The 12,106-nt window shown below is 67.0% G+C and carries 8 protein-coding genes; 2 read left to right on the top strand and 6 right to left on the bottom strand.

Features of this window, described 5'->3' with window-relative positions:
• Positions 1-33: 33 nt before the first annotated feature.
• From addA to CFE28_02200, 6 genes are read right to left on the bottom strand one after another with little or no spacing between them, the layout of a single operon-like run.
• On the bottom strand, positions 34-3,525 hold the full coding sequence (gene addA, locus CFE28_02175) for a double-strand break repair helicase AddA (GenBank protein OYU68900.1): 3,492 nt from the start codon (positions 3,523-3,525) through the stop codon (positions 34-36).
• On the bottom strand, positions 3,522-6,527 hold the full coding sequence (gene addB / locus CFE28_02180) for a double-strand break repair protein AddB (GenBank protein OYU68901.1): 3,006 nt from the start codon (positions 6,525-6,527) through the stop codon (positions 3,522-3,524). Before addB ends, addA begins: the two co-directional genes overlap by 4 nt.
• On the bottom strand, positions 6,524-7,234 hold the full coding sequence (locus tag CFE28_02185) for a mannose-1-phosphate guanylyltransferase (protein ID OYU68902.1): 711 nt from the start codon (positions 7,232-7,234) through the stop codon (positions 6,524-6,526). The genes addB and CFE28_02185 overlap by 4 nt, the downstream gene beginning before the upstream one ends.
• Positions 7,231-8,343 (bottom strand): aminoglycoside phosphotransferase, encoded by a 1,113-nt coding sequence (locus CFE28_02190; protein OYU68903.1) that lies wholly within the window; start codon positions 8,341-8,343, stop codon positions 7,231-7,233. Before CFE28_02190 ends, CFE28_02185 begins: the two co-directional genes overlap by 4 nt.
• Entirely contained in the window at positions 8,309-8,764 is a 456-nt protein-coding gene (locus CFE28_02195; GenBank protein OYU68904.1) for a tRNA (adenosine(37)-N6)-threonylcarbamoyltransferase complex ATPase subunit type 1 TsaE, read from the bottom strand. Before CFE28_02195 ends, CFE28_02190 begins: the two co-directional genes overlap by 35 nt.
• Positions 8,761-9,633 (bottom strand): acyltransferase, encoded by an 873-nt coding sequence (locus CFE28_02200; protein ID OYU68905.1) that lies wholly within the window; start codon positions 9,631-9,633, stop codon positions 8,761-8,763. The genes CFE28_02195 and CFE28_02200 overlap by 4 nt, the downstream gene beginning before the upstream one ends.
• A 70-nt stretch (positions 9,634-9,703) precedes the next feature.
• Between CFE28_02200 and mmsA the strand changes: the two genes are divergently transcribed.
• A complete protein-coding gene (gene mmsA, locus CFE28_02205; GenBank protein ID OYU68906.1) occupies positions 9,704-11,215 on the top strand; it encodes a methylmalonate-semialdehyde dehydrogenase (CoA acylating) in 1,512 nt (503 codons plus the stop codon).
• Between the two features lie 92 nt (positions 11,216-11,307).
• Positions 11,308-12,093 (top strand): 2-deoxy-D-gluconate 3-dehydrogenase, encoded by a 786-nt coding sequence (locus CFE28_02210; protein ID OYU68907.1) that lies wholly within the window; start codon positions 11,308-11,310, stop codon positions 12,091-12,093.
• The last annotated feature ends 13 nt before the right edge of the window (positions 12,094-12,106 follow it).

Here is a 12,106-nt window from a genome sequence, read left to right on the forward strand (position 1 = left end):
TTAACCTGCATATGGGCGACTTAACGGTCGGTATCAACCTTCAGCCCCCAGCCGGGCCAGGGTCTGAGCGATCAGATTTTCTGGAATGGGCATGAGTTTGGGACCGTCCGTCCAGACCAGGGCGGCCTCCACCCTGTGATCGGGGAAGATTTCCGACAATACCCCGACATAAAGGGCCATCTGCCGGAGATAGGCGGGATCGGCGTCCTCGATGATGTCCGGAGATGGGCGGTTGGTCTTGAAATCCACCACCAGCACCCGATCAGGCAGGACCACCAGCCGGTCCAGGCGTCCGGAAATGTTCAGGCCTTCCGGCAAGCGTGCGCCAGACCCTGCCAGGGTGACTTCCGGCCGGCTGCCCGGACCAAAGACGTCAGTAAAGCGGTCGTCGTTGAGCACGCCCAGGGCTGCGCCGATCATTTCAGCCTTCTGGGCGTCAGTCAGGTCGGGCTCCCGGTCCAGCAGCCTCCCGGCCGCCGCCGCGCGGGACTCCGGTGGCAGATCCGGCAGGACCTGAAGCAGCTTGTGGATCAGGTCGCCCCGGCGGAACCGGCCCAGCCCCGCCATTCCTGAAAGGGGAGAGGCGGCGGGCCTGATCGTCCCGTCACCCAGATCCGAGGGCGAGGCGTAGCGGGCGAAGGCCTCCTGCGCCGGGGCCGTTGACGCCCAGTCCGGCTGGCTGCCCAACGAAGCCTCCACTAAGACGCCCGACGCGCCCTGGAGGGGATCAGGTCCAAACCGGCTGTAGCCGAAGGTCTCGCCCTCGATCCGCCGCACATGGGGCGCGACCTCGGAATGGGCGAAGCCCTCCCGCAGGGCGCCCCACCAGCCCTTGATATTCTCTTTCTTCCCTGTGGCGCCTATGCGGCCACACAGGACGAGCCGGTCCCGGGCGCGGGTCAGGCCCACATAGAGCAGGCGATAGATTTCTTCGGCTTCCTTCCGCTCACGCCGCTCATGGGCGGCGCGGGAGGCCTCGCAGCCCTGCTTCTTCGATCTGGACCACAGGAAGCCGCCATCTTCGGTCTGCAGCAGGGGCGAGCCCTTGCCGGTGGCGCCCAGGGTGGTTTCGGGCAGGAAGACGATGGGCGCCTCAAGGCCCTTGGCGCCATGGGCGGTCATGACCCGCACCTCCTGGCGCTGGTCCTCCATCTCACGCTTGACCGTGATGTCCAGGCTGACCAGGGCGGCGGCGAGGCTCTCCAGGTCGAGCAGGCCGCGACCCTCGGCGGCCAGGACCTGGGCGAGGAACTCCTCTAGGGCGTCTTCGGCTTCCGAACCCAGGCGGCGGACCAGCCTTGCCCTCTGGGTGCGCCCGGTGGCGTCGCGCAGGGACAGGCACCGGGCGAAGAATTCAAAGGGCCGCTGGCTGGCGGCCTGTTGGGCGGCCTGGAGGAAGTCCACCGCTGAACGCCAGTCAGGCGCCTCATCAGCCCGTTGAACCAGCCGGTCCCAGAGGTTCTGCGTCTCTGTCCTGGTGCTGCGACCGTGGGCCAGGTTGAAAAGGCTCTGATCACTGACATCGCAGAACGGGCTGCGCAGAAGGGCGGCCAGGGTCAGCTCATCCCGCGGGAAGAGGACAAACCGCGCCAGGGCCAGAAGGTCATCAAACAGTATGTGTTCCGACAGGGCCAGGCGATCGGCGCCCGCCACCGGCGCCTTCCGGTGCTTCAGGGCCCGCAGTATGTCCTCGAACAGGGCCTTGCGCCGCCGGACCAGGATCAGGACGTCGCCAAAATGGGCCGGACGCATCTTGCCGGACTTCTTGTCGAGGACCTGATCGCCCCGTTTCACCAGATCGACGATCTCGTCTGCTATGCGCTCGGCCAGCCGGCGGTTGGCGGATTGCTCGGACTCCAGGTCGAGGGGCGCCGTCCAGGCCTCCCGCTCTTCACTGGGGGCCTCCTCCACGAGATCCCACAGGTCGACGCAACCTTCGTCGGTCCGCACAGCCTCATGCCGGATGGGCTCGAGGACACCCTGCTCATCCCGGCGGGGCAGGATGGCGGCGGCCAGATCCTCTGCGGCGAAGGCGGCGTCCACAAAGTTCAGGATCCTTGTGGCCGATCGCCAGGAGGCCAGCAGGTCGACCCTTTCGAAGGCCTGACCGGCGCCGGTCGCCCGCTTCCTGTGGTGGTCGAATTCCTGGACCAGGATTTCCGGCGCGGCGCCCTGGAAGGAATAGATGGACTGCTTCTCATCGCCCACCACGAACATGTTGCGGGCCAGGTCATTGGACCGCTCGCGGCCTTCGCCGGAGAAAAACTCCTCGGTCAGGGCGCGGATGATCCTCCACTGGTCGGGCGCCGTGTCCTGGGCCTCGTCCACCAGTATGTGATTGATCCCGCCGTCCAGCTTGAACAGCACCCAGGCGGCCTGCGGGGCGTTGGCGGTGAGCTCGACGGCCTTTTCGATGAGGTCGGCGAAGTCCAGCCGGCCAGCCAGCTCCTTCTCGACCCTGTAGGCCTCAAGATAAGCCCTGGCGAGGGCGAGGGCGTAGAGCGTATCGGTCGCCACTTCGATGGCGCGCACCTGTTCGCGGAGCGCTTCCAGCTGATCCTGTTCGTGCATCAGGGCCATATGAACCGGCGGCGAGGCCTTGAGGGCCTTGACGTCCGCAACCCATTTGACCGGCGTACCCTCGCCCTTTTCGGTGAAGAACAGGGCTTTCAGGTCGTCATAGGACAGGTCCGGCGCCGCAAGTATCGCCCTCAGGGCCTTGGACCTGCCGATATCAGTCGGTGTTCCCACGGCAAGGCAGTCGGCGGCGTCGCTCAGCGTCCTGCGGTTGACCCGCCCCATGGCCGCGCTGATGGTCTCGTCCAAATCCGCACCGCTGTCAGGAAGGTCGCATGTGGCCCAGACATGGGTCTCGACGGCGCCCCAGTCCCCTGTGGTTTCGAAGTATCGCCTGAGGCCGCCCCTCTGGGCTTCAAAGGCCTTGAACATGTCCTCGAAGGCCTGGAAGTCCAGGGCGACGGAGAACCGGGCATAGGCCTCGGCCAGGACGCCTTCGCCCTTCATGGCGTGGCTGGCGACAGCCCGTCTGGCGGCGGCCGCGACCGCCGCGGCGGCGCTGTCGTCCAGGACCTGGAAGCTGGGTGATACACCCGCCTCCAGCGGAAACCGCCGCAGCAGCTTTTCGCAGAAGGCGTGGATGGTCTGGATCTTGAGACCGCCCGGGGTCTCAAGGGCACGGGCGAACAGGGCGCGGGCCTTGGACAGGCGCCCGTCGTCATAGGCGGCCTCGTCGCGCCCCTCCAGGTTTCCCAGGGCCTTGGCGAGGGCCTTGCCTTCCAGCACTGACCATCCGCCCAGCAGGTCGTAGAGCCGCCCCTGCATTTCCGCGGCTGCGGCCTTGGTATAGGTGACGCAGAGAATGGTCTCGGGCTCTGCCCCGGCCAGCAGAAGGCGGGCCACCCGGTCGATCAGGGTCTTGGTCTTGCCAGACCCGGCATTGGCCGTGACGAAGGCCGAAATATTGGGGTCCGCTGCGCGGCTCTGTGCATCAGGCGCCCGGATCATTCCTCGGACTCCTCGCCGCTGGTGGACCATTCGAACACCCGGGCCAGGTGGTCATAGTCTCCGGGATAGCCCTTGGCGAATTGCGGCGCGGTCTTGGACGGATAGCCGCGCAGGGGGTCGTCATACTGGGCGATCAGATCCGCCAGGCCTGCCAGAGCCTTGTCAGCCGCGGCTTCGGGACCTTCCTTCTCGCAGCGGGCATCTTCGACTCCGGCTGGCTTGCGCCCGGTGACCTTCACGTAGAGCAGTTCGCCGGGACGGGGTCGGCCAAGATCCTTGAACCCGCCCCGGGCCAGTATGGCGGCGGTGAGGGTCAGCTGGGGCGAGAAGCCGGTCCTGACCTGCTTTTCGCTGGGGGGTGCGCCAGTCTTGTAGTCCAGTATGTGGCTCAGACCCTCAGGGTCGATCTCGATCCGGTCGGATTTGGCCGTCAGGACGAAGTCGCCCCCGGGCCAGGGCATGGACAGTTCGCCATAGAGCTCCACATGAATGGCGCGGCCATCAGCCCGGCGGCGACGCTCGAAGTCTTCCACCCACCTGGCCATTTCCTGCGCCAGGGCATGTTCGCGCACCATGGCGTCCGGGGGCATGCCCTGATCCACCAGGGCCTGGATGTAGAAGTCCTCGAACCGGGCTGCGGCGTCGACTGGCAGGTCAGAGGGATATTTCCTGACAAAGTCCTCGAAGGCCTTGTGAATGGCTGTCCCCCGGGCCCGGACATCCACGGCCTCATCTGGTCGTTCCAGCGGATAAAGCCGCAGAATGTCCCGGGCCCAGACGGAATAGGGATCCCTGGTGAGGGCCTCGACCCGGGTCACCGCCATACGCCGGGGGCGCGCCTCTACCGGCGGAATGGGGGCGGGGCGGGAAGCCGGTTCATACTTGCCGGGGTCGTCGAGGCCCCTCGCCCAGTCCAGTACATCGGGGCGGCCCGCTATTGTCAGGCCTGCGCCCCTGGCCAGGGTTTCCAGACGCCAGAGCCAGCGCGACTTGATGGAGGGTGAGCCCTCCCGGCGTTCGGTGTGCAGCAGGACCACATCGGGGGCGCAGGCGGCCTGGGCGAAGTCGTGGGCGGCAAGGCCGATCCGCCGCTCGGGCGGCGGCAGGCCCAGGGTCTTGCGCATGGGCCGCGACAGGAAGGGATCCACGGGCGCGCCCTGCGGCCAGACGCCTTCCTCGAGACCGGCGACGATCAGACGATCCGCCCGGATCAGCCGGGCCTCGATGGCGCCCAGTATGCGCAGGCGGGGATGGCTGGCGCCGCCGGCCCGCACAGTCTCGCCGGCCACAAGCTTGCGGAAGAGTTCATTGAAGCTGCGGGGGGTGACGGCGGGAAGGGCGGCGGACTCTTCCATCAGGCCAGCCAGGAGGCGCGACAGGGCCTCGCCGCCAAGGCCGGACCAGAGATGATCCGAGGACCCATCCGGACCTCTGGCAAGGGCCTCAAGGGCTTCAGCGGTGATACGGGCCAGGGCGGCGGCCGTCTGGTCCCCGTCTCCCGCCCGGGGCAGGACGGCGCAGAGGCGGTTCAGAAGATTGGTGGGCGCGGCAGGATCCAGCCTGTCCTTGGCCATGTTCGTCTTCAGTCGGGCGGTCAGCTGATCCCAGCCCGCGGACCGGGCGCCGCGCAGGCCATGGCGTTCCGCCTGCTCCCTCGCTGACTCCAGGGCCTCGGCGTCAAGGCCCAGGCGGACCAGGGGGTGCTTGAGTATGGCCAGCAGGCGCACGGGGTCGAGGGGATCAATCAGGGTCTGGACCACCAGATCGGCCAGGACACCCACCGGGCAGCCCGCAAGGCTGAGGCCGGCCGAGGAGTCCGCCGATACGCCCCAGCGGGCCAGCTTGGCGCTGACCCGGCGGGCCAGGGCCTGGTCGGGTGAAACCAGGGCGGCGGTCTGTCCCGGGACTTCAAGGGCCTCCCGCAACAGGAGTGCCGCCACGGTGGCCGCTTCATCCTCGGTCCGGGCGCAGACCAGTGAAAGGCCGGCAAGGCCCTTTGCGATCGGATCAATGCCCGCGGCCTCCTTCTGATCGCGAATATCGCCAATGGCCTTGAGCCAGTCGGCCGTATCCTCGGCCGGTCGCAGGGCCTCATTGATGACCCGTCGCCGCCAGTGACCCAGGCCAAGTTCGGCTGACGATCCATGCCAGTTGAGGACATCCATCCGGGTAAGGCCGGCATCGGTGAGCAGGCGTTTCATGGCCCCTTGGGGATGCTGCTCCCCAACCCCGGTCCACGCCTTTTCCGACAGATTGTGATCAAGACCCGGCAGGACCACGGCGCCCTGCGGCGCCCGGGCGATGACCCTCAGCAGGGCGGCGGTCGCCTTGGCGGTTCCCGTGGATCCAGCTGCAACAAGCACGCCCTGGGGCGGTTCGCGATCCCACTTTTCGGCCAGGGCGTGGAGCAGGGCGACGCGGCGGGCGCTGATGTCCATGAGGCCCAGCTCGGCCAGCCGCCTCGGCCAGGACTCCAGGGCCATTTCCAGGAATTCCCGGGAGATCCGCCAGTGTTCGGCCATGTCGGCGGTGACCAGGTCGGCCAGACCCGCCGTGGCCGAAGCCTCCTCGATCTGCAGACTGTCCAGGAAGCCGCCCAGGGCGTCAGCGAATTCCAGGGCGGTCGGGGCGTCGAGTTTGCGGCCAAGGGCGCCTTCATGACGCTTCACCAGGCCCACCAGCTCGAACCTGCGTCGCAGGCCGCCAATGGAGGCCGGAAGGTCGACCGCCAGATCCCCAGGCTCGAAGGGCGCCTCGCCTTCGTCCAGGTCGCCCAAGGGCCGGATCTGCGGAGGCAGTATGGCCCGTCCGCCTGAAACGGTGACAAAGGCGTCGGCAAGGGCTCGCGCGCCGCGGCGGGTCGGCGTCAGGACAATGGCCTGGGACAGGGCCTCGGGCCCCTGATGGGCCAGGGCGTCATGAAGTCCCTGGGCCAGGTCCAGGACGAAGGGGCGGTGGGACGGAATGGAATACCAACCGGAGCCGGTGAAGGGACTGCTCACACGAGTCTGGCTTCCGCCGCCTCCCTGGCCTGTGGATCGCCAACATGCATCCAGAATGCGTCCATGGCGACGCCGAATATCCGACCCTCATCCTGAAGCCGCCACCAGACGGGCAGGATGGAAAAGGCGCCGTCTGGCGACCCGTCGAGGATCTGCGGCTTCATGATCTGGAAGCCGACATTGGCGAAGGGCGCCGGGCGGGCCTCGTCGGCGGAGTGGCGGATGCGGCCGTCGGCCTCCAGGAAGAAACCCCGGGGCCCCTCAAAGCCTATGCCCCGGCCCTTTGCCACCAGCAGGACCAGCAGATCCATCTTCGCAGGATCCCAGGCCGCCTTCATGGCCTCCAGGGGTGGGACCCCCTCGTCGATCCACAGGGAGTCGATATTGGCCACGAAGAAGGGCTCGTTCCCCAACAGGGGCAGGGCGTTCCTGATGCCGCCGCCGGAGTCCAGCAAGCCGGCCCGCTCATCGACGATCCGGATTTCCGGATGGGTCCGCTTGCCCAGGTGCTCGGTCATCTGGTCGGCGAAATGATGGATATTGACCACCGCGGTCTCGACGGCAGCTTCGGCCAGTCTGTCCAGCACGTGGTCGATCAGGGCCTTGCCGCCTACGGTCACCAGGGCTTTGGGACGGTCATCCGTCAGGGGCCGCATGCGCGAGCCTATGCCGGCCGCCAGGACCATGGCGGTCTTGATGGCGGTCATTGGCGGGCGTCTTGCGGGATATGGCGGTCGAACCAGGCCTTCAGGGCGGCAAGGTCCGGGTCAGCCAGGCAGCGGTCCAGATAGCCCCAGAGCCTGGGCATGAACTGGGCGTATCGGGGTTTGCCGTCCCGGGACACCAGTCGGGCGAAGATGCCGAGGATGCGGCTAATGTTGAGGGCGCCCAGGGCGTGGAAGTCGGCCAGATAGGCCTCGCGGTCGACCCTCGGGCGCAGCTGGAAATAGCGCTCCAGCACCCAGGTTTCCAGGTCGGGCGAAATATCCCGCCGCGCATCGTGCAGCAGCATGGACATGTCCCAGGCCGGGTGGGCGCGGACGGCGTCCTGGAAATCGATCAGACCCGCCCGGGAGGCGCCCCGCCGGTCCGGCAGCCAGATCAGATTTTCGGCGTGATAATCCCGATGGCAGAAGACGCTGGCCCCGGCGGCCGCCCTGGCGCGGATCGGGGTCCAGATCTCCTCCCAGGCCATGACGGCTTCGAGGCCGAGGCGGATCTGCGGGCGGAGCTTCGGCAGCCATTCCGGCAGGAGGTCGCCGGCGGTTTTCAGGGCCACCTCGTCATAGTCCAGCAGGGGCCAGGCTATGTCGCCGGCCGCCGTCAGCAACCGAGGAGCCGTGGCGTCATGCATCCGGGCCAGGGCGCTGACGGCCGACTCATAGAGCGGGGTTTCGACCTGCCCCCTGGCGATCATGGTGGCGAAGAGGTCGTCCCCCAGGTCTTCCAGAACGGCAAGGCCCGCCGGGGCGTCGTGGGCGATGATGTCAGGCGCCGACAGACCCTGGCTCCGCAGCCAGGCCGCCACGGCGATGAAGGCGTCGACCCGCCCGGCCGCCAGCCGCGCCATGGCGTTGTAGCCCAGGGCCTCACGCTGTTTGGGGTTGGCGTCCGGAGGACAGGGGGCGGTTTCAGCCGAGGGCGGCTGGTCCATGAAGATCAGGCTGGCGCCGCTCTCCAGGTGCAGGCGTTCATAGCGGCGGGTTGAGGCGTCGCCGCTGAGGACTTCCCGGCGCGCCTGATCAAGCCCGCTGGCGGTCAGGAATTGCGCCTTCTGCGTCTCACGATCCAAGGCCGCGTTCCTTCCAGCTTCCACAGGGGGTCAATCGCGCCCTTCGCGCATCGCCTTCCAGGGTGATGTCTATATCGAGTCGGTCGGCGGGGAGGCGACCCTCCAGGCGTTCCGGCCATTCTATGATCGCCACCCCGTCCTCAAGGGCCTCATCCAGGCCGATTTCATAGGCCTCATCGGGATCGGACAACCGGTAGAGGTCGAAGTGGGCGATAGGGAAATCCGGGCCGTCATAGGTCTGGATCAGGGTGAAGGTCGGACTGGGCACTTCCTCATCGGGCCGGGTCAGGGCGCGAACCAGGGCCCGGGCCAGGGTGGACTTCCCCGCACCCAGGGGGCCGTTCAGGCAGATGGCCTCACCGGCCCGGATCTCTGCGGCCAGGGCTGCGCCGAGGGCTGTGGTCGCGACCTCGTTGGCCAGGAAAATGTCCGCCGCCAGCTTCACGGGAAAGCCCGGTCCGGGTCCTGGGCGAGGGTCACGGCCACATGGGTCTTGAGCGCTTCGGTGGCGCTGGCCGCGTCCGGATCCAGGTCCCGCCAGTCGATCACCGGGCCCACATCGATGGAGAAGGCCCCGCCCCGTTTGTTCAGCAGCTCGTGGAACAGGGTGATGTCCCGCAGCTCGCCGGAGAAATGGTGGAAGAAGTGGAAGAGGGTCGACCAGGGTCCGCGCACATGCAGCGGCAGTATGGGCGCCTCAAACTTTCGGGCCAGGGAGGCCGCCGTGGTCATCCAGGGCGATTCGGCCAGCCGTCCATCCTTGCCCTGACGGGCCAGCTTCCCCGCCGGAAAGATCATCAGGGGCCGTTCTGCCTCCATGGCCTCCCGGGTCATGGTGAGGGTCAGGCGGGTGCGATCCCGGGTGCGCTTCTCCGCCACCCATTCCACGGGAATGAGGATATCGCTCAGACCGGGGCAGACCCGATGGGCGTCGGCGTTTGCGTAGAGACAGAGGTCGGGCCTGGGGCCCTTGAGGGCGTCATAGACGGCTATGCCATCGGCGATCCCTGTGGGGTGATTGGCGATGACGATCAGCCGGCCAGAGGCGGGAATCCGGTCGGGGCGTCGCACGGTCAGCCGGATGTCCAGCAGGCTGGAGACGGCTTCGACCGCCTCCCGGCCGGGCATGGGGCCTATGGCGTCGGCCATGGCCCTGGCCTTGCGATAATCTAGCAGGCTGTAGAGCAGGGGCCGGGCCAGGGGCCAGACGACGCTGCCCGCAAGTCTGGGCGCCCGCTCGACAATCAGTCGGTCGATGATGTGATCGTGATAGCCCCTGGCCTGCGCCAGGGTCGCTGTCTGTGCGACCGTCATGGGGCGGAGAATGCCCTCGCCCGCCCTGCAGGTCTAGGCACGGCGGGATGCAGCCCCTAGAAGATTTGTCATGCGCAACATCACTCATTTCATCGACGGTTCCTCCCTTGCAGGAACCTCCGGCCGGACCGGCGACGTCTTCAATCCCAATACCGGCGAGGTCCAGGCCCAGGTGGCCCTGGCGTCGGTCTCCGAGGTCGATCTGGCAGTTCAGGCCGCCCTGCGGGCCCAGCCGAACTGGGCCGCCACCAATCCCCAGCGCCGGGCTCGGGTGATGTTCGAGTTCAAGCGGCTGGTGGAAGCCAACATGCAGTCCCTGGCCGAGCTGTTGTCCAGTGAGCACGGCAAGGTCATCGCCGACTCCAAGGGCGACATCCAGCGGGGGCTTGAGGTCATCGAATTCGCCTGCGGCATCCCCCATGTGCTGAAGGGCGAATACACCGAAGGCGCCGGACCCGGCATTGATGTCTATTCCATGCGTCAGCCCCTGGGCGTTGCTGCGGGCATCACCCCGTTCAACTTCCCGGCCATGATCCCCATGTGGATGTTCGGGGTAGCGATTGCGGTGGGCAATACCTTTGTGCTCAAGCCGTCGGAGAAGGATTCCTCGGTTCCGGTCCGTCTGGCCGAACTGTTCATGGAGGCCGGCGCCGCCGTCGGTCAGGACGTGAAGGGCGTGCTCAACGTCATCCACGGGGACAAGGTCAGCGTCGACGCCATACTCGACCACCCGGCCATAGCCGCCGTCAGCTTTGTCGGCAGCTCGGACATAGCCCACTATGTCTATTCAAGGGGTACGGCCAACGGCAAGCGCGTCCAGGCCATGGGCGGCGCCAAGAACCACGGGATTGTCATGCCCGATGCGGACCTGGACCAGGTGGTCAAGGACCTGTCCGGCGCCGCCTTCGGGTCGGCCGGCGAGCGCTGTATGGCCCTGCCGGTGGTTGTGCCGGTCGGCGCGCGGACGGCGGGCGAGCTTCGCGAACGTCTGATCGCCGAGATCGAAACCCTGAAAGTCGGGGTCTCCAACGACCCGGCCGCCCAGTACGGACCGGTGGTCAGCGCCGCCCACCGCCAGAAGATCGCCGACTACATCCAGATCGGCGTCGATGAAGGCGCAGAACTGGTGGTCGATGGCCGGGGCTTCCAGCTCCAGGGCTATGAAAAGGGCTTCTTTATCGGCCCCAGCCTGTTTGATCAGGTGAAGCCCGGCATGAAGACCTATCAGGAGGAAATCTTCGGGCCGGTCCTCCAGATGGTCCGGGCCGAGACCTTCGAAGAGGCACTGGCCTTGCCCTCGGCCCACCAGTACGGCAATGGCGTCGCCATCTTCACCCGCAGCGGCAAGGTCGCCCGGGAATTTGCCGCCCGGGTCAATGTGGGCATGGTCGGGATCAATGTGCCCATCCCCGTGCCGGTGGCCTATCACTCCTTCGGCGGGTGGAAGCGCTCGGCCTTCGGCGACACCAACCAGCACGGCATGGAGGGGGTGAAGTTCTACACCAAGGTCAAGACCGTCACCGCCCGCTGGCCGGACGGCGATGTAGCCGACTCGGCCTTCGTCATTCCGACGATGAAGTAGCGGGCCGACCACGAAATGCCGGGTCTTGACGGACCCAGGGTCAGGGCCGCCATTCCGGCTGCAACGAGACAAACATCGGGAGAGAAACAACCATGGCCTACAAGCCTTTTGATCTGACGGGAAAAGTCGCACTGGTGACCGGCGGCAATGGCGGCATCGGTTTCGGCATGGCCGAAGCCATGGCCCAGGCCGGCGCCGATGTGGTGATCTGGGGGTCCAACCCGACCAAGAACGCCGACGCTGAGGAAAAGCTCAAGGCGACCGGCGTCCGGGTCCTGACCCAGGTGGTCAATGTGGCCGACGAAGAGGCGGTCCGCGCCGGCATGGTCGAGGCTGTCAACAAGATGGGCCGGGTCGATACGGTCATAGCCAATGCCGGCATTGGCGGCGGCGCGCCCTCCTTCTCCGAGTTTTCCACCGAGCAGTACCGCAGGGTGATGTCCGTCAATCTGGATGGCGTCTTCTTCACCTTCCGGGAGGCCTGCAAGCACATGGTCGCCCGGGCCGGCGAAGGGGATCGGGCCGGGGGCTCCCTGGTGGTGATCTCGTCCCTGTCAGCCCTGGACGGCGCCCCGCGCAATGAGGCCTACGCCGCCACCAAGGGCGCGGTGATCTCCATGATCCGCGCCATTGCCGTGGAGCACGCCCGTTACGGCGTCCGCGCCAACGCCATCCTGCCCGGCTGGATCGCCACCGACATGACCGCCGGCGCCCAGGGCAATGACAAGTTCAACGACAATGTCATCAAGCGCGTCCCCGTTCGCCGCTGGGGCCAACCGGCCGACTTCGGCGGCATGGCCGTCTATCTGGCTTCGGACGCCTCGAGCTTCCACACCGGCGACAGCTTCCTGATCGACGGCGGCTACGGCATCTTCTAGGGGTTGCACCGAC

Source organism: Alphaproteobacteria bacterium PA2 (assembly GCA_002256425.1).
Taxonomy (GTDB): Bacteria; Pseudomonadota; Alphaproteobacteria; order Caulobacterales; family Caulobacteraceae; genus Phenylobacterium.

Excerpts from the sequence above, each read along its gene's own strand:
- mmsA (OYU68906.1), top strand. The coding sequence starts at position 9,704 with ATGCGCAACATCACTCATTTCATCGACGGTTCCTCCCTTGCAGGAACC.
- CFE28_02200 (OYU68905.1), bottom strand. The coding sequence starts at position 9,633 with ATGACGGTCGCACAGACAGCGACCCTGGCGCAGGCCAGGGGCTATCAC.
- addA (OYU68900.1), bottom strand. The coding sequence starts at position 3,525 with ATGATCCGGGCGCCTGATGCACAGAGCCGCGCAGCGGACCCCAATATT.
- CFE28_02210 (OYU68907.1), top strand. The coding sequence starts at position 11,308 with ATGGCCTACAAGCCTTTTGATCTGACGGGAAAAGTCGCACTGGTGACC.
- CFE28_02185 (OYU68902.1), bottom strand. The coding sequence starts at position 7,234 with ATGACCGCCATCAAGACCGCCATGGTCCTGGCGGCCGGCATAGGCTCG.